We start from the raw sequence: 21,499 nt of genomic DNA, 5'->3' as shown, positions 1-21,499 counted from the left end.
TGGGCACGGTCGATGCCGTGGGTGACCGCCGAGGCTTCAGTCGTCGTCGCGGACGGCCGTGTACGGCGAACCGTGCGTCGCTGTGAGATGACCGAGCAGAGCCGAGGCGAAGGCGGAGCTGTCGCCGCCGCGGAGAAGATCCAGCAGGGTCTCATGCTCGTCGGCCAGCAGAGACAGCCGCTCCGGCCGCGGGCGCAGCGCGGAGATGCTCATCCGCCGCTGCCGGTCACCCAGAGTGGCGTAAAACCGGCTGGCCAGCCGGTTTCCGGACGCTTCGACGATGCACCGGTGAAACGACTCGTCCGCGTCGGCGAATCCGTCGATGTCCGCCACCCCGGCGAGGGCGCGCTGACGCCCCAGCAGGTCCCGCATCTTCTCGTGGTGTTCGTCCGGTAGGCCGGTGCGTGCGATGCGTTCCGCCGCGGACCGCTCGAGCGCCAGCCGCAGCTCCAGCACGTCCGCCGCCTCTCCCGGCGGCACCGGCACCACCACCGCGCCGCGCTTGGGGTGAAGCACCAGCAGCTCCTCCGACTCCAGGCGCAGGAACGCCTCCCGGACGGGGGTCCTGCTCACGCGTACACGTTCAGCGATCTCGCCCTCACTGAGGAGGCTTCCGCCCGGCAACTCACCGGACAGGATCAGTTCCTTGGTCACCGTGTACGCGGTGTGGGCAGCGGACGGGCGCTTCGCAGGATCGACCATACGAGGAGGTTACCAGCATAGATGCAAGGTTGTATCTATGGCGTGCGACTGCCTGTGAGGCGGTGGGGTCATGATGATTGACCTGCCGTTATGCGGGCTCAAGCGCGTTGTGGGTCGATGCCTCCCCGGCCGGGCGCGCAGAGATCACTCACGCCACCAGCGGCTGCTCGGGCAGTTCGGTCAGTTGTACGGTGCATAGGCCGCCGCGTTCGGTCTTCACGCCGGTCACCTCGAACTGCGTGCCGGGGGCGAGGATGCCCCACCACGTCACCGTGCGGCCGAGCGGGCACTGCGCTCGCAAGTCCAGCGAGACCCCGCGCCACAGCGGCTCCTTGCGGGCCGGCAGCCACGACACGGCCGAGAACAACAGGCGGAGGTACGGGAGGTACGGGACGATCCGTGATGCGATCTCTGGGAGTGATTCGCGGACAAGATCCGTGAATGTCGGTGAGGCCCGCTATCTTCGTGAGCCGAGAAGATCACCTTCCCAGCCCCGGAGTGGCCCATGACCGTCAAGCACGCGCTCAAAGTGGTAGTGGTCGAGGTCAACGCCAAAGTGGTGGAGTCCTGGCTGGCGGCGTTCGCCGACACGCCCGAGGTGGAGATCCACAAGGGGTCGATCCTCAGCCGGCACGTCGACGCCTGGGTCAGTCCCACCAACGCCCGCGGCCGGATGGACGGCGGGGTCGACGCGGTCATCAAGCGGCACCTCGGCGCGGGCATCCAACTGAGGGTCCAGCGGGCGATCCGCGACCAGTTCGACGGGTCGCTCCCGGTGGGCAGCGCCGTGTGCGTTACGTCCGGCGCCACCAACCCGAAGTTCCTGATCTCGACGCCGACGATGGTGCAGTCGGCACAGAACGTGAGCGAGAAGCTGAACGTCGCCCTCGCCTGCGCCGCCGCGTTCCAGGCCATCCACATGCAGAACGAGAAAAAGCCGGGCAGCATCGAGTCGGTGGCGCTGGTCGGCATGGGCGCGGCGACGGGGCAGGTGCCGCCACGCGTATGCGCCAACCTGATGTGGACCGGCTACACGCTCTTCCACGACTACTACTTCCGTGACTACGGCGACCTGCGGCAGACGATCCTCCAGCAGCTCGACGACCTCGACAGCCGGCCCCAGACCGAGCGGGTCCGGATCCAGCCGCCCGCCGACCGCACCCGCGGCTGAGCCGAGATGGCGCAGTTGCTCCGCGGGATCGACGACGAGCTCTACGTCGAGTACGGGCAGTTCGCCCTGGACGGCACGGACCTGGCATGGGAGAGCCCCGAGGGCTACCACTTCATGGCGGGTGTCCGCCTGGAGTCCTGGGACGGCGAGCCCGCGCTCCCTGACACGTCATGGACGCCGGTGAAGACGGAGACGTTCGTCGCCACGGAAGGCGTCGTGCACATCGCCACGATGATGGACGGGCGCGGCCACGACTTCCTGATCGGCCCGCCCTTCTTCGAGTACGGCGTGGCGATGTACTTCCAGATGTGCGAGCGCGACGAATCCGACGAGGACGGGTGCGACGAGAAGTGGCTGCTGCGCGTCTGGCCGATCCGCGACGTGTTCGACCCGCTCGTCCACGCGGTGCCGTTCCAGTACATCGTGCCCGGGGTCAAGGGGCACCCGATCGAGGTCCCGCCCGAGCAGATCGCGCTGAAGCCCGCTGCTCATGAGGTGCCGGTGCCCGTGTCGGCCATCGGGGACTGGGTGTCGCTGACGCTCGACGGCGACCGGCCGACGTTCGAGGGCCGGATGTTCAGGCTGCGGGAGCAGTTGAGCAGGAAGGGCATCACCGTCTACGACTGGTTGCGGGCCAGGGGGATCGACATCGAGGACGGCGCGGAACTCACCCCCGAGTCGTGTTCCCCGCCGGGGTCGCGTCCGGGCGTGTTCCGCGATCCGCTGGTCGACCGCTACTACGCCGGGATGCGACGGGAGCGGGAGCGCATACCGCAGCACTTCCTCGCCATGGAGCTCCACGAGCAGGAGGAATGGCTGCGCGAACGCGCGGACGGCGAGCGCATCGCCGAGGAGCTGAGCCGCGGCGAGTCGTTGCCCTTCTCGATGCCGGTCGAGGGCCGCGGCGTCGAGTACCTGTCGGCGGGGACCACGCGCCGCATGTGGCGGTGGGAGGACGACTTCCTCGGCGGCGAGTCGCGGGACGGCGGCCTGACGGTCGACCGGCGGATCCACGCGAAGGACCTCCTGACCAGGCAGGTCTTTGTCTCCGGCATCGTGACGATCCTCCGCCGCGAGGAGGACCGCAGTGTCTACGGCGGGGTGATGCGGTATGTGGTGCGGGACGCGGAGCCCCACGAGGCAGCCCGCGTCCTCTGTGCCGAAGCCACGTGGGAGGAGGATCCGGCACGGCGCCGCGCCCTCGACGAGCTGGCTCGGGAGAAGGTCGCGGAGATGTGGGCGGCGCGCGGGCGGTGAACTCACCGGCTCTTCAGCGGCACGCCGCCGGTGTGGCAGCCCGGATTCAGCGTGCGGTGCGGCCGGTGACGTACACGGTCGCGCCGGCCACGCCGACTACGCTCGCGAGCTCGCTCTCAAAGCGCTTGCGCAGCGCGTCCTTCTCCGGCTCCGGCAGCCAGCACGCCTCCACCCCGGCCAGCGCCATCGCACGCAACCGCTCATTCCGTACGGCGAGCTGATCGGAGAGGATCCGATACTCGTTCGCCAGCGACGTCGGGAACATCCCAGGGTCGTCGGAAGCGGGAATGACGTTGAGCCCGGCCTCGAGCATCGCCGCGATCGACGCCCGCCGCCACGGCCGCCACGAGCGACGCGAGGTGGTCGAGATGACAGTGAACGGGATCTGCTCGTCCCTGACCCTGGCGACGACCTCGTCGTCCTCGAGTACGAAGTAGCCGTGGTCGATCCGGTCGCATCCGAGCATGTCGAGGCAGGTGATCGTGTTGGCGGCGACGGGCGCGTGCTCGGAGGAGTGAGCAGTACGGCGGAGCCCGGCCTCACCGGCGAGCCGGAAGGCGGCCTCGAACCGCTCGGGCGGCCCGGCGGTCTCCAGGTTGTCCAGCCCGATCCCTGCCACGTAGTCGTGCGGGTTGTCCACAACCGTGCGGACCCAGGAGAGCGCCTCCTCGCCCGACTTGCTCCGGTCGATGGCCGCGATGAGCCTGCCCGACATGCCGAAGTCGCGTTCTGCCATCCTGATGCCCTCGGCGTACGCCTCGATCACCGTGGCGTAGCCGAGCTTCTCCTGATGTTCGGTCAGCGCGTCGAAGGAGACTTCGAGATGCCTGGTCGCGCTGGTCCGGTGGGCGTCCTCGAACGCCTCATAGGTGATCCTGGTGAGATCGTCAGCGTCGCGCAGGACCTGGAGAACCCACGAGGACACCTGGAACAGCGAGTAGGAGACCTCGGGCTCGTCCGCGCTCCTGCCCTGCGGAACCGGGATCCGGGTGTTCAGGTACAGTGCCGGGTCCGGCGGAAGCGAGTTCACATCCGCGTAGATCCGCTCGGGCGTGTCGGGCAGGTCGAGCCCCTCCCGCCTGGCCAGCTCGGCGAAGGTCGAGGCGCGCACGGTGCCGATGAGGTGGCAGTGCAGATCGACCTTGGGCATCAGGTCAAGGTTCACTTGCCGGCCACCTCGCGGGTGAAGCGGTCGACCCAGGTGGTGCGGGTGTCGACGAGCTGGGCGGGGTCGAGGGTCTTGAACCCGGCGGCCACGGGGTCCTTCGCCGCCTCGCCCGTCACCTTGGCGATGTCGGCCGGGATCTCGGCCTTCGGGTTCGTGGGCAGGTCACCGACGGCCTTCGCCATCGCGCTCTGCGCCTCGGCCGACAGCATGTAGTCGATGAACTTCGCCGCTCCCTGCTGGTTGCGCGCGCCCTTGGGGATCATCGCCCGGTTGGTGGCCATGTAGCGGCCCTTGGCGGGAGCCGTCCAGGCGATCGGCTCGCCCGAGGTGACAAGCTTGGTGGCGAAGCCGCTCAGCGCGTCGGCAGCGACGATCTCGCCCTGGGTCAGCAGGTTCGTGACCTCGGTCGAGGAGGTGTAGAACTGCAGGACGTTCGGCGCCCAGCCGGCCAGGGTCTTCAACGAGGTGTCGATGTCGTAGGCGCCCTTGCCGTACGACTCACCCACCCCCGAGATCATGAGTTGTCCGGCGGTCACCGAAATATCGGGAAGTGCGACCTTTCCCTTGTTCTCGGCGTTCGCGAACAGCGCCCAGTCGGCGGCCTGCTTCTGGCTGAGCTTGCCGGTGTTGTAGATGATCCCGTTGAGCTGGTGCGTGTAGGCCGGTCCCTCGTAGGCGCCCTCGGTCGCGAACGGTGCGAGCTCCTTGATGTTGGGCACGTCGACCTTCTGGAAGAGGCCGTCCTTCTGCCCGAGTGCGGCGAAGTAGTCGGAGATCAGCACCACGTCCGCCTCCGGCTCACCCTTGGCGAGCTTCAGCTTCGACAACCGGTCGGCGTTGGACCCGGTGTCCAGCTCGACCTTGATTCCCGTCTGCTTGGTGAACGGAGCGACGACCGCCTGCTCGAACTCCTTCACACCGAAGGGGAAGGTGCTGACGACGATGGTGTTCTGATCGGCCTGCTTCTCACCGGAGCCGGAGCCGGAACATCCGGCTGCGGCGAGCACTGTCAGAGCAGCGGCCAGTACGGCACGGCGCGTGGGCATGGGGTCGTTCCTTCTTTCAGAGGGCTTTCAGCGGGGGAGTGAGACCAGATGGTCGTCTGGCGCGATCACCGCGACGCTCGATCCGGGTGTCAGGGTCGCGCCGCTGCGTACGTCGGCGAGCAGCCTGACGGTCGCGCCCGACGGGTCGACCACGTCGAGCGAGACCAGCAGGTCGACGCCGCGGAAGGCCACGTCGGCCACCGTCGCGTCAAGGCCGTGACCTTTCTCGACGATGCGCAGGTGCTCGGGCCGGATGGTCAGAGGGGTGCCGTCGGCCGCGGTGAGGAAGTTCTCGTAGCCGAGGAACTCGGCGACGAAGCGGTCGGCCGGACGGGGGAAGACCTGCTGAGGAGGGCCCTGCTGCACGATCCTGCCCTGGTTCATGATGACCATCTCGTCGGACATCTCCAGCGCCTCGTCCTGGTCATGGGTGACGAGGATGACGGTCAGCTTGGTCTCCGCCTGGATACGCCTGATCTCGGCCCGCATCTGGACGCGCAGGCGGGCGTCGAGGTTGGACAGCGGCTCGTCCAGCAGCAGGAGCTTGGGCCTGATCGCGATCGCCCTGGCCAGTGCCACCCGCTGCTGCTGCCCGCCGGAGAGCTTTTTCGGCTTGCGGTCGGCCAGGTGCGCGAGCCCGACGAGCTCGAGCGTCTCCATGACCCGCGACCGTCTTTCCGCGGATGGCACCTTGCGCAGCTTGAGCCCGTAACCGACGTTGTCGGCCACCGTCATGTGCGGGAACAGCGCGTACGACTGGAAGACCATCCCCAGATTCCGCTTCTCCGGCGGCGTGCGCGTGCTGTCGACCCCCTCGATGCGGATCGTCCCCGACGTCGGTGCCGAGTAGCCCGCGATCATCCTGAGCGTGGTGGTCTTGCCGCAGCCGCTCGGGCCCAGCAGCGTCGTCAGCTTCCCTGATGGCACGGTGAGGTCGATCTCATCGACGGCGGTGAAGGAGCCGAACCTCTGGGTGACTCCGATCAACTCGGCGGCGGCGGTCATTGATTGATCCCTCCGAAGATCTTGGCGAATCCGACCGTGCGCTCGGCGATCACCGCGATGACCACGGTGGCGGCCAGGATGAGGGTGGAAGCGGCGGCGACCATCGGGTCATAGGACTGCTGCACGTAGTCGAGCATCGTCACCGGCAGCGTCCGGAAGTCGCGTCCCTGCAGCAGGAGCGACAGCGGCACGTTGTTGAACGACGTGACCACGCTGAGCAGCCCGGCGGAGAAGATTCCCGGACGCAGGACGGGCAACGTCACGTTGAAGAACGCGCGCAGCGGCGAGGCACCGAGGCCCCGGGCGGCCTCCTCCAGCACGGGGTCGGCCAGCGCGAGCGAGGCGCCAGTGACGCGCACCGCATAAGGCAGCATCAGCGCCGTGTGCCCGACCAGCAGGGTGCTGAAGTTGTCCAGGTCCATGCCGATCATCAGCTGCTGGAACAGCGCGAGGCCGACGACCAGCTCAGGGACGATGAGCGGCGACAGGAACAACCCCTCGACCAGGCTCTTACCCGGGAGCTTTCCACGGTGGACGGCGAGCGTGACAGGCACGCCGATCAGCAGCGCGAGCGCGGTGGCGAGTACGGCGAGCTCCAGGCTGGAGATCGCGGCCTCGATGAACGGCTCGTAGCCGAGCGCCTCGTCGAACCAGCGCAGCGAGATCCCGTCGGGCGGGAACCTCAGGGTGCTTCCCGCCGTGAAGGCGGTGGCGACCACGAAGATGATCGGCACGATCATGATGACGTAGCCGATGACCGCGAGCGCCGCTGTGATCGGCCGCTTCATGAGGTGGCCCCCTTCCGCCCGATCAGCGAGGACAGCCCGGAGACCAGGAAGACCAGGACCGTCATGATGAGCGCCGTCGCGGAGGCGGAGGCCCAGTCGACCGTGGTGCTCGCGTAGCTGAAGAGCTGTGTGGAGAGCATCCGCTGGCTGGACCCGCCGAGCAGATAGGGCGTGGTGTAGGCGGTGACGGACCCCGCGAAGACCAGGGTGGCGGCCACCACGATGCCCGGCATGGTCAGCGGGATGACGACGCTCCACATCGTACGGATCCTGCTCCCGCCGAGCCCGCGCGAGGCGTCGTCCAGGCCAGGATCGACCTGGGCGACGGCCGAGTAGCAGGAGATGATCGCCAGCGGCAGGAACAGCTGGGTGAGGCCGAGGACGATCGCCAGCTTGGTGTAGAGCAGCTGCGGCGCCACGTCGACGATGCCGAGCTGGACCAGTAGCCGGCCGAGTGCCCCCTTGGAGCCGAGAATCACCAGCCAGCCGAACGTCCGCACCACGTTGCTCAGCATCAATGGGAAGATCGCTACTGCCAGGAAGACCCCGCTCCAGCGTGACGGCGAGCGGGCGAGCCAGTAGGCGATGGGAAAGCCGAGGACGACGCAGATGATCGTGACAGCCAGGGCCAGCCCGACCGTGCGCCCGATCACCTCAAGGTCGTAGGGGTCCGTGAGCATTTCGCCCAAGCGCGCGAAGATCTCGCTGGTCGGCACGTCCGGCGGCGCGAAGAGCATCGCGGCGGAGGGGATGAGGAAACCTGCGACGAGAAGGACGAGACCAGGCACCAGTAGAAAGGCCGATTTGGGGGAGATGTCGGCGTCCTTTCTCAGTGGCGTACGCTTGCTTGGAACCGGTTGCGGAACCGGTTCCAAGAGCCTGACCATAGATTATGAGCGGCCTCGCGCACAAACCCCCGCGTGAATTCCGGGTAACGACTCAAGGAGGATCAGTGCCGACACTCGCGGACGTCGCCGCGCTGGCAGGGGTTTCCAAGGCGACGGCCTCCCGCGCCCTGGGCCGGCCGGACCTGGCGGCCCCGGAAACGGTGGCCCGCGTCCGCGCAGCCGCTGAGCGGCTCGGATTCGTCCCCAACCGGGCAGCCACTCAGCTGGCTCGCGGGAGGACCGGGGTGGTCGCTGTCGTGGTGCCCACGCTCGACAACACCTTCTTCACCCCGATCATCGGCGGTGCCCAGGCGCGCGCGGCCGACTCGGGCATGCAGCTGACCATAGCGGTGCACTCTCTGGAGCACGCAGCCCAGCTCGCCGCGGTCGAGCAACTCGCGCACCAGGTCGACGGCTTCCTGCTTACCGCGCCCCGAGGTTCAGACGAGATCGTCCGCGCCGCCGCGTCGTTCAAGCCGACCGTGCTGATCGACCGCGAGATCGAGGGCATGACCTCGGCAGTCGCCGACACGGCCACCGCCTTCGGCGCGCTCGTCGGCTGGTTCGTCGAGAAGGGCCACGAGCGCATCGTCTACATCGGCGGCCCGGCGGGCTCCTGGCAGGATCGCCAGCGCCAGGCAGCCATCCGCGCCGCGGCCGAGTCGAGCGGCGCGACGCTGACCATGCTCGGCCCTTACCCCTCGACGTTCGCCGCCGGAGTGGAGACGGCAGAGGCCGTGGTGGCCGCCCGCGCCACCGCCGTAGTCCCCTACGCGACCTCGATCGGCCTCGGCCTCATGTTCGCCCTGCTCAGCCGCGGAATCCGCGATGTCGTGGTCAGCTCGGAGCGCATGATCGTCGAGAGCCTCGGCCTGGGCGACGTCCCCTCGATCGACGTGGACGGCGAAAAGCTCGGCGAGGTGGCCATGGACCAGCTCATGACCCTCCTCGGCGAGCGCAGGGAGCTACCACCCACCAGACGCCGCCTCACCGTCCCGATCAGCTAGGCCGTGGCCTGGACTACCACCCCTGAGGCGGGTACCGCGCAGTTGGCCCGGAACTCCTTCCGCTACGGCAGTCGCCACTTGGCTGTGTGTGCAGGAGATGAAGATTTGCCGTGTATTGATCGTGTCTCACCACCTGTCGTGATCGCGGCAGCCGTCGCCCTGCCTGGCCCTTCAGAGAAGCTGGGGCCACCTGGAGTCACGGTCTGTTCAGGGCAGTAGTGCCAGTTTGCCCACGGTGGCCCGCGCTTCCAGTTCCGCGAGTGCTTTCGGTCCCTCGGCCAGCTCATGCACGGTGGGTTGGCCGGGGCCGAGCACCCCGGCCGCGAGGAGCCCGAACAACTCGCCCATGACCTCGCCGAAGATTTGCGGTGCGGCCTGGATCAGGGTGCCGATGTTCAGGCCGATGACGTGGATCTGGTGCTTGTAGACCAGTTCCCAGTTGGTGATCGCGGTTTCGCCGCCGGCCACGCCGTAGACGACGACCCGGCCGGTGACCCGCTTGGTCGCGGCCAGGCTGGCATCCAGGGTGGCGCCGCCGACCGACTCCAGTACCAGGTCGACGCCCGCGCCGTCGGTCAGCCGTAGGACGTCGGCGGCGATGCCGGTGCCGCGGGAGTCGATGACGTGGTCGGCGCCCAGAGCCCGTACCACCTCGTGCTTGCCTGGCGAGGCCGTGGCGATCACCGTCGCGCCGTAGTGTTTGGCCATCTTCACCGCGGCCTGGCCGGTCCCGCCGGCAGCGGCGTGGATCAGTACGGTCTGCCCTGCGGCGATGCCGCCCAGTGGCTTGAGCGCCGCCAGCGCGGTGGGCCAGTTCACGACCAGGCCCAGCGCTTGCTCGTCGGCCCAGCCCGCCGGCACGGGGACCGCTGCCGCCGCGGGCAGCACCATGTACTCGGCGAAGGCGCCGCCTCTGACGCCGACGCCGATGACGTGGGCGCCGCGCTCCAGATCGGTCACCCCCTCACCGACGGCGGTGACTTCACCGGCGCCCTCGATGCCCGCCAGATACGGCGGCTGCGGGCCGCCTGCGAACGTGCCGCGGGCCTGCGAGATGTCGACGAAGTTGACACCGGCGGCGGTGACACGGATCAGGACCTCGCCCGGGCCTGGGCTCGGTACCGGCGCGTCGATGATCAGGCGCAGGTCCTGCGGGCCGTTCAGTGATGTCTGCTGCAGGGCACGCATGGTTGCAGGAATGCTCATGACGGTCGGTTTCCTCTTTATTTATCGAACGACCAACAAATCGTGTCACGGCTGTCCGTTGCAGGTCAAGGTAAACTTGATCGAACGACAAACAAGTACGGAGAAGCATCCCGATGACCACTCGCGGCAGGCCGCGCACATTCGACCCGGACGCCGCCCTGCGCCAGGCGCTGGACCTGTTCTGGGAACGGGGCTACGAGGGCACCTCGCTCAACGACCTGGCCCAGGCCATGGGAATCGCCTCGGCCAGCATCTACGCCTGCTTCGGCAGCAAGGAGGACCTGTTCCGCAAGGTCATGGCGCTCTACGGCACGACCTCAGGCGAGCCGCCCAGGCGCGCGCTGCGCGAACAGCCGACCACACGCGCCGCGATCCACGCCATGCTGCGCGCCACCGCCGATGAGATCACCCGCCCGGACACCCCGCACTACTGCATGCTCATCCTCGCCGCGCCCACCGGCGCCGTGGAAAACCACGCGATCCGGGAGTTCCTGGCCGACCTGCGGCGCGACATGCTCACCACCGTCAAAGACCGGCTCGCCCGCGGCGTCACCGACGGCGACCTCACCGCGCCGCCCGCCGGCCTCGACGCCATCGCCCGCTACTACACCACCGTGGTGCAAGGCCTGTCCGTACAAGCCCGCGACGGCGCCACCCGCGCCGAGCTGGAAGCGGTCATCACCTGCGCGATGGCCGCCTGGGACACCCTCACCTCCGCGCCGTCACACCCAGTGAGCTAGACACCTACCGGCAAGCACCCAATCCGAGGCTCCCACCTGCGAAATACCCGGCCAAGGCGTCCAGGCCGAACTCCACCATCGCAACCGCGTGGACGTCGCCGCTTGGACCGGGGAGAACGGCCTCGCCAACCACCGTTCTCGTCCCGGACGGGGTAGCCCTACGCCTTGAGCTGCCGAATAGCAGCGTCAACGGCCGTGTCCGTCATTGGGGATCGTTGAGCCGTCAGCCGGCCCTTTGGGTCTGCCTCTCCACTGCAGCGCGGAGCGCCACACCGAACTGGTCTGGTGCTTCCAGCCATGGATGGTGCCCCGCGTTCGGGACGATGATGGCCTCGCAGTTGAGGCGTGTTCCGAGACGTCGCAGGGCATCAGCAGGGCGGCTATCGCCGGCCCCGCCGATGATCACCGCGCCGGGCGGCAGGTGCTCGCGTAGTTCGTCCACGTGTGATTCGAGCGGGTCGGCTTTCTTCGCTGCGTTGAGCTGGGTGTTCATCGCGTAGTTGATGGGCCGCAGCGTACGGGCTGAAGCCAGCGCCCAATCCCATGCCCGAGCTCGGTCGGCGTGGTCAGTAAACCACGACAGCGTGAGGTACTCGATCTCCTCGGCGTCTGTGCGCGATTCGTTCGCATCGAGTTCATCGAGCCTGGTCTGCTGCTCGTCAGTGCGTCGTGCTCGCTGTGCTGCTCGGTCGGCTTCCCGCCATGGATCCAGGAAGGGCCCGGCGATCTGAATCAGTCCGGCCACGCGCTCGGGATGGGCCAGCAAGAAGTAGCCGGCCATATTGGTTCCGAACGAATGCCCTACCAGAACAACCTGGTCGTGTCTCCACGCATCGAGCAACAACGCCAAGTCGTGAACGTGGCGGACGATCGTGTGCTCTCCCTCCCAGGACGATCCGCCGGTGCCGCGCTGGTCGTAGCGGTGGACCAGGCACAGGTCGTCGATGATGCCGGCGACCGGGGCGAGATAGTCGGGGACTCCTGGACCGCCGTGCACCATGACCACGGGAAATCTCTGCGGGATCACCGAGCCCGCGGTCCAAGTACGTAGCTGTGCACCGTCATCCAACTCGATCATGGTCGCGGTCATGGACGTGAGTGTAATGATCGCGCTCGGCCTCGACCCGGGCAACGATGGAGGCGCTGGGCCAGATGGTTCTGCGCCACCTGCCCGAACTTGGTATGGAAAACGCGCCCCAGGTGGTGGAAGTAACCCTGCTGATGGCCACCACGGCCTGGCCGTGCAGCCGGCCATCAGAGGCGATGCTGGGCGCCTACGCCTCCGAACCGGCACTGGCCGCCATGCGACTCGACTTCACCGAGGTGATGCGCCGGACGGTGGAGGTGACCATCTCCGGGCTCCTCGCTCGCCAGAAAGAGCCGACGAGCGCGAGCCCGCTTCCCTGAGGGCCGACCGCTCCACCGTCTACGCCCGCACACCCTCTCGACCGCTTGGGGGTGGAAGGAAGGTGCGAGCGATCCTTGAGGGTCGTCGGGTGGCGGCCCACGGTAGCTGTTCCAGTTCTCCGGCGACGTTCGTGCGCCGGCTCACCGTCGCAGAGTCGAAATGATCCACCCGCCTGTCGGCATATGATCTTTTCATCTGGTATTTGCCCGATTGTCGGAAAGGCCTCCATGACCCACCCCCTCAGTCGCCGGTCCGCCCTGCTGGGCGCCGCGGCCGTGGCCGGCCTCGCCCTGTGGGACAGACCGGCCGAGGCGGTCGGCGCCGCCGCGTTCGACGCCGCGCGTGAGCGGTGGGTGAGCCTGCTGGCCGGCGGGTCGTACAACTCCGCCTACACCGACAAGACGCAGGCGATCGAGGGCTCGGCCAATGCGGTGCTGCGCAAGCTGAAGCCCACCCCCGACCGCCCGAGCCTGTGGCCTGACCTGCCGCTCGAGGACCCCCGTACGGGCAACTTCAACCGCGCCTACAACCGCATGCGCACACTAGCGCTGGGCTGGGCCACGCCGGGCACCGCCATGCACGGGGACAGGCAGGTCGCCGAGACCGTGGTCAGTGCGCTGGACTTCCTGTACGAGCACGCCTACCACGAGGGGCTCGACCGGCGGGGCAGCAACTGGTTCTGGTGGGAGATCGGCGTCCCCCGCTCGCTGACCGACACCTGCGCCCTGCTGTACGACGGCCTGCCCAAGGACCGCCTCGAGCGCTGGCTGCGCCCGTTACGCCGCTGGTGCCCCGACCCGGAGCGCCGCGTCAGTCATCCCGGCGTCGTCGAGACCGGCGCCAACCGGGCTGGCAAGGCCATGGCGGTGGCGATGCGCGGATTGCTCACCCACGACGCACGCCTGATCAAGCGGGCCAGGGACGCGGTCTCCGACCTGCTGCAGCCGACCGCGGGCCCAGGCGACGGCTTCTACCGTGACGGGTCGTTCATCCAGCACGACGTGTACCCCTACACCGGCAGCTACGGCGTGGACTACCTGGAGAGCGTGGCCAAGCTGATCGCCATGCTCGCGACGTCACCGTGGGAGATCGCCGGAATTGGGAACGCCTACGACATCGTGGACCGCTCGTTTGCGCCGTTCATCTTCGACGGGCTGATGATGGACTGCGTACGCGGCCGGCAGATCTCGGTGCAGGGCCACCGCGACTACCACTCGGGGCAGAAGGCGGTCGAGGCCATCCTCACCTTGCTGGAGGCGGCGCCCGAGCGCTATGCCCGGCGCTGGCGACCGCTGGTGAAGGGCTGGCTCACCCGCAACCAGGCCATCCCCTTCGACACGCTCGCACCGCTGGCGAGCATCGCACGGGCCAAGGCCCTGCTGGAGGACCCGTCGGTGCCGGTCGGCCCGCGCACGACGGGCACGTACGTCTTCCCCGACATGGACCGGGTCGTGCACCGCCGTCCCACCTGGGCCTACGCGATCGCGATGAGCTCCGAGCGCATCGGCGCGGCCGAGGCCATGAACCGGGAGAACCTGCACGGCTGGTACACCGGCGACGGCATGACCTACCTCTACACCGGCGACCTCACCCACTGGAACGATGACCTGTGGCCCACGATCGACCCGTACCGGCTGCCGGGCACGACGGTCGACACCCGCAGACGCGCCGATCTCCCGCACGGCAAGCGTCGCCTGCCGCCCACCCCGTGGGCGGGCGGCGTGGCACTCGACGGCGAATACGGCGTGGCGGCCATGAAGCTGATCGCCGACGGCTCCTCGCTGCGAGCCAAGAAGGCGTGGTTCCTTCTCGATGACGCGGTGATCGCCCTCGGCACAGGCATCGCCGCCTCCGACGGCCGCCGCATCGAGACCATCGTGGAGAACCGCAACACCCACGACAGGCATCCGCCGCTGACCCGGGGCGACGGCTGGGTCCACCTGTCCGGAGTGGCCGGCTACGCGCTGCTCGACGGTGTCGACGCGAAGGTGATCCGCAAGAAGCGCACCGGCCGCTGGAGGGACATCGACAAGGGTGCCACCACCGGAGGCGACAAAACCCCCGTCACCAGGCACTACACGACGATCCTCATCGACCACGGCGTCGATCCGCGCAAGGCACGCTACGCCTATGCCGTCCTGCCCGACGCCTCCATCGCGCAGACCGCGGCCTACAGCCGGCGGATCGAGATCCTCGCCAACTCCGGAGCGGTGCAGGCCATTTCCCGCGACAACGTGCTCGCCGCCGTCTTCTGGCGCGCGGGGACCGTCGAGACCGCGGATGGACCGCTCGCCGCCGACGGCCCATGCACGCTGCTGATCCGCCGCGACCACAAGCAGGTACGGCTCGCGGTCTCCGACCCGTCCAGGACCGCCGACGAGGTGAAGATCACGCTGCCCTGGCCGGTGAAATCGGTCAAGGAAAGCGACCGCAGCGTGCGCAAGGCCAAGAGCGCGGTCAAGGTGGAAGTCGGTGGCAGCCGCGGGCACGCCCACAACGCGGTGGTGCGCGTCTGAACCTCCGTGGCGCTCGGCGCACCTCGTCCCCGGCCCTGCCTGGCGGTTCACTTGTAGCGCGACAGACCGGCCTCGAAGAGGCGGTCCGCTGACTGGACGAGCTGGTCCTGCAAGGGGCCGGGCTCCACGGCCGTCGCGGCGGTGCGGCAGCGGATGGCGATGGCGGTGAGCGCGGTCCCGTCGAGCCCCTCGTCCCAGTCGGGCTCCGGGATGGGGACCGGGATCGGTATGAGGATCGGGGTCGGGAACGGTAGGGGGATCACCACGACGACGATCAGGCCGCGTTTCATGAACTGGCCGAGCCGCTCCCTCTCGAACGGCTTGGCCACGAGCGCTTCGGTGAGATCGGTTAGCACGGCGCGGTTGGCGGTGTGCAGGTCCTCGGTGCGGGAGAGCTTGCCGCCGAGCCGGTTGATCGTCTCGTGCTGGTCGACCACGGTCTTGAGCGCCGATTGCGTGGCTCCGGCGAGCCAGAGGGCCGACGTGGACTCCTTGTCGGCCGAGCTTGCCTCGGCCCCGGCCTTCTTGAACGTCATGGTGGTCTCGATCCAGTGCTGGAGCCCGACCTCGTCGTAGATCCAGCCCTCCGGGGGTGGGAAGGGCCACCAGTAGGCCTCGATGAGCTGTTCCATGGTGAGCATGGCTGCACCTCCTTGAGCCTGAGTCTCGGCCCGGGCCCGGGTGGCGTCCTGAGTAGCGACTACTCAATCCGGGTGGAGCATTCCCGGCCGGCCGCCAGGTAGCCGGCCTGGCGGGCCAAGCTAACCGACGCCGACCGGCGCGGACTGTCGGCCCTGATCTGGACCCACCTGAACCTGTACGGACGGTTCGAGCTGGACATGGGCACCTACCTCGCTCTCGGCGTCGACTCGGGAGGGCGAAGCTTGCCTTCGGGCTGGAAGTAGGGTTGCGCCATGATCGAATCAATGAGGTTTGATGCCGCAGTCGAGGTGGGGATCGCCGCGTTCTGTGCGGGTGAGGAGCAGCCGCACGATGAGGAGGTGTGGGAGCGGCTGTGCGCCTGCCGAAAACTACATCCACGCAGTTCAAGCTGCGTGTGAGTATTCGTGGAGAACTCCACCGAGTCGGTCTCTTCGACGTATGTTCAGGCCGATGATTCGCTCGGGATCTGCGATCGGGCCCGGAACAGGACGCAGCGGGGCCGCTTGGGCCAGGGCTTGGTGGGCGCGGTGCTGGTTGTAGAACCGTTCATACTCGCGCAGGGCATGGCGCAGATGGCGTTCGTTCCACAGCAGGCAGCGGTCGAGGAGGTCGCGGCGACTGGACTGCACCCGCCTGGTGCTGAACGCGGCGCACAAGACGGCGCGGACGGTGCGCAAGAGCCGCTCGACGACGTGACTCACAGGTGTCTCACCATGACTCACGATCAGACGATTCGACTACAGAATCGCGGGAAACCGCAGGTCGGAGTGGTAGGGCGCCCGGGGCTCGAACCCGGAACCTACGGATTAAGCTTCAGTCGTCGGTGTATCCGTACGGGGGGATGATCGACTTCCCTTCGGCGAAGCGGTCAGGAGTGAAGGCCGAGATGTCCAGGGTCTGCGGTTCGCGCAGCGCCATCTCGGCGAGGGCGCGGCCGACCGCCGGGCAGATCTTGAATCCCATCCCGGAGAAGCCCGCCGCCACGAGCAGACCTTCCACCCCGGCCACCGGGCCCAGCATCGGTCGCGCGTCCGGTGACATGTCGTAGATGCCGGTCACCCCGCGGGCGATGCCGGCCTCAGCGAGCGCCGGAACCCGGCGCGCAGCCCGCTCGACCATGTCGACCACGTTCGGCTCGCGGGGGGACTGGGGGAAGTGGTCGGGGTCGATCCCGTCGCGTGGGCCGACGAAGTCGCCGAGTAGCAGGCCGCCGCCGGACTCCGGGCGGAAGTAGGTGCGGGTGCCCGAGTCGATGCACGCGGTATGGGCGGCCGGGCCGTCGGGCGCGTCGCGCAGGACGGCGACCTCGTGGTACTCGGCTTCGATGGGCAGATCCACGCCGACCGTGCCGAGCAGCGGCCGAGTCCACACGCCGGTGGCGAGGATGACGAGGTCGCCCACGACCTCGCCCTCGTCGGTGGCCACACCGCGGACCTGGCCCCCGTCCTCGATGAGAGAGCGCACGCGGGTGTTGGGGTGGTACTCGACGCCCATCTCCCTGGCCCGGGACAGGAAGTCGCCGGCCACGACGGCACCGTCGCCGTAGCCGGCGCGGGGCTCGTACGCTGCGGCGACCACGTCGTCGGCACGCCACCCCGGTTCGATGCCCAGCAGGTCGTCGGCAGTGATGACCTCGGCCTCTGCGCCGCACGCCTGCTGCATCTCGACGTTCTTGCGCAGGAGGTTGGACTCTTCTGCCGGCACGATGCGGACGAACCCGCATTCGCGGAAGACCGGGGGGCGGCCGACCCGTTCAGGCCAGTTACGGAAGTAGGCGAGGCTGTCGAGCGCCAGCCGTACTTCTGGCTCGAACGTGTAGTGCATCCGGACGAGTGCCGACGAGCGGCCGCTCATGCCCTCGCCAGCACGTCGCGCGTCCACGACGGTGACGGATCGCGCGCCCTGTTCGGCGAGGTGGAAGGCGATGGATGACCCCATGACGCCGGCGCCGACGACGATGATTTCGGGCACAGCTTGCGACCTCCTGGAAACGTGGTGTGAACGGGCGGCGGGATTATGCGAGGACCTTGGAAAGGAACGCCTTGGTGCGCTCCTCCTTGGGGTTCACCAGGCAGTCGGCGGGAGGGCCCGACTCGATGATGACGCCGCCGTCGAGCATGGCGACGGTGTCGGCGACCTCCTTGGCGAACCCGATCTCGTGGGTGGCCACGATCATGGTCATGCCTCGCCGGGCGAGGTCCTTCATGACGTCGAGCACCTCGCCCACCAGTTCGGGGTCGAGGGCCGAGGTCGGCTCGTCGAACAACATCAGGTGCGGCTTCATCGCCAGGGCCCGCGCGATCGCCACCCGCTGTTGCTGGCCGCCCGAGAGTTGCGCCGGGTAGGAGTCGAGCTTGTCCCGCAGGCCGACCCGCGTCAGCAGCCGCTCGGCCTCCGTCTCGGCCTGCTCGCGGTGAACGCCGAGCACCCGCCGCGGTCCGAGCATCACGTTCTCGATGGCGGTCATGTGCGGGAACAGGTTGAACCGCTGGAACACCATGCCGATGCGCAGGCGCTGCCAGCAGAGTTGTGCCGCGGTCATCTCGTGCAGCCGGCCGCCGTCCTCGCGCAGTCCGACCAGCTCGCCGTCCACCTCCAGCACGCCCGCGTCGACCCGCTCCAGCGCGTTGACGCAGCGGAGCAGAGTGGACTTGCCGCTGCCTGAGGGGCCCAGCAGGACGAGCGTCTGCCGTGGGTGGACGGTGAGGTCCACGCCCTGCAGGACGTCGACGCCGCCGAACCACTTCCACACCTGCTCGGCCCGTACCATCGGCTCGTCGTCCGGCCGGGTGGGCTCCCACACGTCGTCGCCGGGCGTCGAGACCGGCTTGGCCCTGGCCCGGCCGGCCGCGCGCCGGCGGATCCGCCGCTCCGCGGCGGCGGTGTGCCTGCCGGCGAATCCGCGACCGAAGTACCGTTCGATGTAGTGCTGGCCGATGGTCAGCACCGACGTCAGTAGCAGGTACCACAGCGACGCGACGACCAGCAGCGGCATGACCTTGAAGTTCTGCTGGTAGATCTGCTGGATGCTGGTCATCAGGTCCAGCCCGGAGATGACCGACACCAGCGAGGTCATCTTGAGCATGGAGATGGCCTCGTTGCCGAGCATCGGGATCAGCACCCGCATGGCCTGCGGCAGGATGACGAACCGCATCCTGCTCGTCGCGGACATGCCGAGCGACATGGCCGCCTCGCGCTGCCCCGCGTCGACCGAGATGATCGCCGCGCGCACGAGCTCGGCGCAGTAGGCCGCCTCGTTGGTGGCCAGCGCCATGATCGCGGCCGTGGCCGCTCCGATGACCGAGCTGGTGGGCACGGACCCGAAGACGACGCCGGTCAGCGGGATCCCGAGGAAGAGGTTCGGGTAAAGCGCGCCGAGGAATCCCCAGAAGATGATCTGGACCAGCAGGGGCGTGCCGCGGAAGAACCAGATGTAGCCCCAGGCGACCCCGGACAGCACGGGGTTGTCCGACAGCCGCATCAGCGCGAGCAGCACGCCGCCGACGAGACCGACGATCATCGCGATGACGGTCAGTTCGACCGTGACGACGAGCCCGCGCAGGATGGAGGGCGCGAACAGGTACTGCCCGATCGTTGCGACGTCGAGATTGGGGTTGTGCCACAACGACCAGCCGAGCGCGAACAGCAGGTACGCGATGAGTGCCGCCGCGGCCCAGCGGCCGTACCGGCGGATCGGCACCACGGCGAGGCGGGGCGGCCGTGGACGGGTGGGTGTGGGTGTGGTGTCGGCGGGCGCCAAGGGACTCATGGCTACTCGGTGCCCTGGTTGATCTCGGCCTTGGTCAGGGCGATGCTCTCCGCGCCGTACTTGGCGAGGATCTTTCGGTACGTCCCGTCGTCCATCAAGGCCTGCAGCGCCTTCTGCAGCGCGGTCTGCAGCTCGGCGTCGGACTTCGCCACGCCGATGCCTTCGATGCCGCCGCCGAACTGCGCGGTCAGCGACGGGGCCTGGACCAGCTCGAACGCGTTCCCGTTGTCGAATGTCTTGACCGCGTACGCGGCGGCGGAGGTGGCCTGCACCCGTGCGACCGCCTTCCCGCTCTTGATGGCGAGGAAGGCCTCGCTGTCGCCTGGGAACCGTAGGAGCGTGACGCCGGGTTTGCCCTCGGACTTGAAGCGTGTGCTCAGCTTGTCGAGCGAGGCCTCCTCCGAGGTGGAGCTCTGTACCGCGACAGTCTTGCCGGACAGGTCGGCGACGTCCTGCAGGTTGCCGGGGTTGCCCTTGGCGACGAGCATGGAGTAGCCGTCCTTGGCGTAGTCGACGAAGTTCAGCGACGCGCGCCGCTTGGGGGTGTCGAAAAGGCCCGCCATGACGATGTCGGCCTTGCCGGCGAGGATCGCGGGGATCATGCCGTCGAAGGCCATGTGGTCGAACGAGGCCCGCACGCCGAGCTTGGCCGCCAGCGCCTGGGACAGGTCGTAGTCGATACCGGTCGGCTGCTGCCCTCCGGCCGTCTCGTACATCTCCCACGGCGGGTAGGGGATGTTGGTGGCCGTCCGGATCACGCCGGCCGACTTGATCCGTTGCGGCAGCAGGTCGTGCAGGGCGGTGTCGGCCGCCACGGATGCCGCGGCGGCGGAGGCGCCGTTCCCCTTGTCGGCGGTCTGCGCGGCGGGGGCGGGCGGGCTCGCGGACAGGCCGCACGCGCCGAGCGAGAGGATCAACCCGGCCGCTGTCGCCACAGCGGTCATCAGGAACGTACGCGTCGGTGCCACTTTCATGAAACTGCTCCTTGTTCGATAGGCACCGGTATCAGGGACGACGCCAGATCGCGTATGAGCACGGAGCTGTCGTCTGCGGATGCCACGTTCGCCAGCGCGTCTAGGAGACGGGGGATCGAGGCGGGCTCCACATGGCCGGCGGCCAGCCACGCGAATTTCTCCCGCATCTCGTCCCAAGTCCAGCCGGGCTCGGGGTAGAGGACGTGGTCGAGCCGGCCCGACGACAGGACGGTGCCGTCGGTCAGCGTGATGGTGACAGACGCGGAGTCGCTGCCCTCCGGGTCGTTCACCTCGGAGAGGTAGTAGCGGCGGGTCATCTCCTCCGACACCACCACGTCGATCCGCCGGCACAGCGCGGCGATCTCGGGCGATCCCAGGCGTGAGTCCGCCACCTGCTCGGGTCCGACCCGGCCGTCCACCAGCATCGCCGCGACCGGCCAGGCCAGGTTGAACTGCGCTTCCTCGGTCGTCAGAGGGATCCGGGTGCCCAGCCGCGCCGCGTCGGGGTAGGTCTCGACGACGATGCGGTCGATGGCGCCGGGGTCCAGCGGATGCCGTGAGCGCAACTCCTCGATCGCGAGCAGCGCCGGGTGGGTCCAGGCGCAGCTGGAGAACCGTTTCCAGGTGATGCCGCGAGGCAGGTAGTAGTCGCGGCCCAGGTCGTCGACGAACGGGCGGAACTCGTCGAGGTCGAGGCCGGGCACGATCCCGGTGAACCCGCGCCGCGCGAGATCGGCCGACAGCAGACCGGTGAGCGCGCCGAACCCGACGCCGTGCTTGACCATGCCCGGCGTGTCGATGGCGCGCATCATCGGCAGGTCGGGCGAGTCGTACTCGGCGATACCCAGCGCGTGGCGGGTGGTGGCCTCGTTGAGTCCGAGGGCATGACAGGCGATCGCGGCGCAGGCCACCGACCCCCACGACCCGCAGGCCCGGTAGGTGCGTTCCGCCGAGTGAATCGTGCTCTGCTCGTGGTTGAGGCAGCGGCCGGCCCGGAAGGCGATCTCGTAGCCGACCACGATGGCGATGATCAGTTCGCGTCCGCTGAGCCGCCGCTCCTCGGCCAGCGCGAGCGCGGTGGGGACGACCTGGGCGCCGGGATGACCCCAGGTGTAGATGCCGCAGTCGTCGATGTCCACGGCGTTCGCGGCGACCGCGTTGGCGAAGGCGGCGCCGCCGGTGGCGAGCCGGT

At 68.5% G+C, this 21,499-nt stretch carries 21 protein-coding genes and 1 pseudogene; 6 read left to right on the top strand and 16 right to left on the bottom strand.

Features of this window, described 5'->3' with window-relative positions:
- Positions 1-36: 36 nt before the first annotated feature.
- Positions 37-702: a GntR family transcriptional regulator gene (locus tag AB0J09_RS19850; RefSeq protein WP_360692694.1), complete on the bottom strand. Its 666-nt coding sequence runs from the start codon at positions 700-702 to the stop codon at positions 37-39.
- A gap of 148 nt (positions 703-850) precedes the next feature.
- On the bottom strand, positions 851-1,057 hold the full coding sequence (locus tag AB0J09_RS19845) for a hypothetical protein (RefSeq protein ID WP_360692691.1): 207 nt from the start codon (positions 1,055-1,057) through the stop codon (positions 851-853).
- Between the two features lie 150 nt (positions 1,058-1,207).
- On the opposite strand from AB0J09_RS19845, the gene AB0J09_RS19840 reads away from it, so the two are divergent.
- Together AB0J09_RS19840 and AB0J09_RS19835 are read left to right on the top strand one after the other, a co-directional pair.
- Entirely contained in the window at positions 1,208-1,873 is a 666-nt protein-coding gene (locus AB0J09_RS19840; protein WP_360692688.1) for a macro domain-containing protein, read from the top strand.
- 6 nt (positions 1,874-1,879) lie between these two features.
- Positions 1,880-3,130, top strand: coding sequence for a hypothetical protein (locus AB0J09_RS19835; RefSeq protein ID WP_360692686.1), 1,251 nt, complete (start codon positions 1,880-1,882; stop codon positions 3,128-3,130).
- Positions 3,131-3,176: 46 nt separating this feature from the next.
- On the opposite strand, the gene AB0J09_RS19830 is transcribed toward AB0J09_RS19835, so the two are convergent.
- Genes AB0J09_RS19830 through AB0J09_RS19810 form a run of 5 tightly spaced genes read right to left on the bottom strand, consistent with a single transcriptional unit; the run spans position 3,177 to position 7,925 of the window.
- Complete coding sequence (locus tag AB0J09_RS19830; RefSeq protein ID WP_360692683.1) at positions 3,177-4,295, bottom strand: hypothetical protein; 1,119 nt, start codon at positions 4,293-4,295, stop codon at positions 3,177-3,179.
- Positions 4,292-5,344: a polyamine ABC transporter substrate-binding protein gene (locus AB0J09_RS19825; protein WP_360692680.1), complete on the bottom strand. Its 1,053-nt coding sequence runs from the start codon at positions 5,342-5,344 to the stop codon at positions 4,292-4,294. The genes AB0J09_RS19830 and AB0J09_RS19825 overlap by 4 nt, the downstream gene beginning before the upstream one ends.
- A gap of 27 nt (positions 5,345-5,371) precedes the next feature.
- Positions 5,372-6,349: an ABC transporter ATP-binding protein gene (locus AB0J09_RS19820; protein WP_360692678.1), complete on the bottom strand. Its 978-nt coding sequence runs from the start codon at positions 6,347-6,349 to the stop codon at positions 5,372-5,374.
- Complete coding sequence (locus AB0J09_RS19815; RefSeq protein WP_360692675.1) at positions 6,346-7,137, bottom strand: ABC transporter permease; 792 nt, start codon at positions 7,135-7,137, stop codon at positions 6,346-6,348. The genes AB0J09_RS19820 and AB0J09_RS19815 overlap by 4 nt, the downstream gene beginning before the upstream one ends.
- The gene (locus AB0J09_RS19810) at positions 7,134-7,925 is read right to left on the bottom strand and encodes an ABC transporter permease (protein ID WP_360692672.1); all 792 of its coding nucleotides are present in this window, start codon (positions 7,923-7,925) and stop codon (positions 7,134-7,136) included. The genes AB0J09_RS19815 and AB0J09_RS19810 overlap by 4 nt, the downstream gene beginning before the upstream one ends.
- 164 nt (positions 7,926-8,089) lie before the next feature.
- Here AB0J09_RS19810 and AB0J09_RS19805 point away from each other — a divergent pair, with 164 nt between their 5' ends.
- Complete coding sequence (locus AB0J09_RS19805; protein ID WP_360692669.1) at positions 8,090-9,031, top strand: LacI family DNA-binding transcriptional regulator; 942 nt, start codon at positions 8,090-8,092, stop codon at positions 9,029-9,031.
- 207 nt (positions 9,032-9,238) lie between these two features.
- Here the strand turns inward: AB0J09_RS19805 and AB0J09_RS19800 are convergent, their stop codons facing one another.
- Positions 9,239-10,237 carry a zinc-binding dehydrogenase gene (locus tag AB0J09_RS19800; protein WP_360692666.1) on the bottom strand — a complete coding sequence of 333 codons (999 nt, stop codon included), beginning with the start codon at positions 10,235-10,237 and terminating at the stop codon, positions 9,239-9,241.
- Positions 10,238-10,350: 113 nt separating this feature from the next.
- On the opposite strand from AB0J09_RS19800, the gene AB0J09_RS19795 reads away from it, so the two are divergent.
- Positions 10,351-10,977, top strand: coding sequence for a TetR/AcrR family transcriptional regulator (locus AB0J09_RS19795; RefSeq protein WP_360692664.1), 627 nt, complete (start codon positions 10,351-10,353; stop codon positions 10,975-10,977).
- A gap of 223 nt (positions 10,978-11,200) precedes the next feature.
- Here AB0J09_RS19795 and AB0J09_RS19790 read toward each other — a convergent pair whose 3' ends face one another.
- Positions 11,201-12,067, bottom strand: a complete 867-nt coding sequence (locus AB0J09_RS19790; RefSeq protein ID WP_360692661.1) for an alpha/beta hydrolase — start codon at positions 12,065-12,067, stop codon at positions 11,201-11,203.
- A gap of 44 nt (positions 12,068-12,111) precedes the next feature.
- Here AB0J09_RS19790 and AB0J09_RS19785 point away from each other — a divergent pair, with 44 nt between their 5' ends.
- Together AB0J09_RS19785 and AB0J09_RS19780 are read left to right on the top strand one after the other, a co-directional pair.
- A complete protein-coding gene (locus AB0J09_RS19785; protein ID WP_360692658.1) occupies positions 12,112-12,384 on the top strand; it encodes a hypothetical protein in 273 nt (90 codons plus the stop codon).
- A 228-nt stretch (positions 12,385-12,612) separates the two neighbouring features.
- The gene (locus AB0J09_RS19780) at positions 12,613-14,901 is read left to right on the top strand and encodes a polysaccharide lyase 8 family protein (protein WP_360692655.1); all 2,289 of its coding nucleotides are present in this window, start codon (positions 12,613-12,615) and stop codon (positions 14,899-14,901) included.
- 47 nt (positions 14,902-14,948) lie between these two features.
- On the opposite strand, the gene AB0J09_RS19775 is transcribed toward AB0J09_RS19780, so the two are convergent.
- The 7 genes and pseudogenes from AB0J09_RS19775 to AB0J09_RS19745 all read right to left on the bottom strand — a co-directional run.
- Positions 14,949-15,542, bottom strand: a complete 594-nt coding sequence (locus AB0J09_RS19775; RefSeq protein ID WP_360692652.1) for a hypothetical protein — start codon at positions 15,540-15,542, stop codon at positions 14,949-14,951.
- 405 nt (positions 15,543-15,947) lie between these two features.
- Positions 15,948-16,265: a hypothetical protein gene (locus AB0J09_RS19770; protein ID WP_360692649.1), complete on the bottom strand. Its 318-nt coding sequence runs from the start codon at positions 16,263-16,265 to the stop codon at positions 15,948-15,950.
- A gap of 112 nt (positions 16,266-16,377) precedes the next feature.
- Positions 16,378-17,535 (bottom strand): FAD-binding oxidoreductase, encoded by a 1,158-nt coding sequence (locus AB0J09_RS19765; protein WP_360692645.1) that lies wholly within the window; start codon positions 17,533-17,535, stop codon positions 16,378-16,380.
- A gap of 43 nt (positions 17,536-17,578) precedes the next feature.
- On the bottom strand, positions 17,579-18,334 hold the full coding sequence (locus AB0J09_RS19760; protein WP_360692714.1) for an amino acid ABC transporter ATP-binding protein: 756 nt from the start codon (positions 18,332-18,334) through the stop codon (positions 17,579-17,581).
- A gap of 156 nt (positions 18,335-18,490) precedes the next feature.
- Positions 18,491-19,333, bottom strand: a pseudogene (locus tag AB0J09_RS19755) (amino acid ABC transporter permease); the annotation flags it as partial.
- 2 nt (positions 19,334-19,335) lie between these two features.
- A complete protein-coding gene (locus AB0J09_RS19750; RefSeq protein WP_360692642.1) occupies positions 19,336-20,307 on the bottom strand; it encodes an ABC transporter substrate-binding protein in 972 nt (323 codons plus the stop codon).
- On the bottom strand, positions 20,304-21,499 hold a 1,196-nt coding region (locus AB0J09_RS19745), incomplete at its 5' end, for an MmgE/PrpD family protein (protein WP_360692639.1). The genes AB0J09_RS19750 and AB0J09_RS19745, both read right to left, overlap by 4 nt.

Source organism: Nonomuraea sp. NPDC049784 (assembly GCF_040659615.1).
GTDB lineage: Bacteria > Actinomycetota > Actinomycetes > Streptosporangiales > Streptosporangiaceae > Nonomuraea.
Note: the sequence above shows the minus strand (reverse complement) of the source record. Positions and strands in the feature narration are given on the sequence as shown.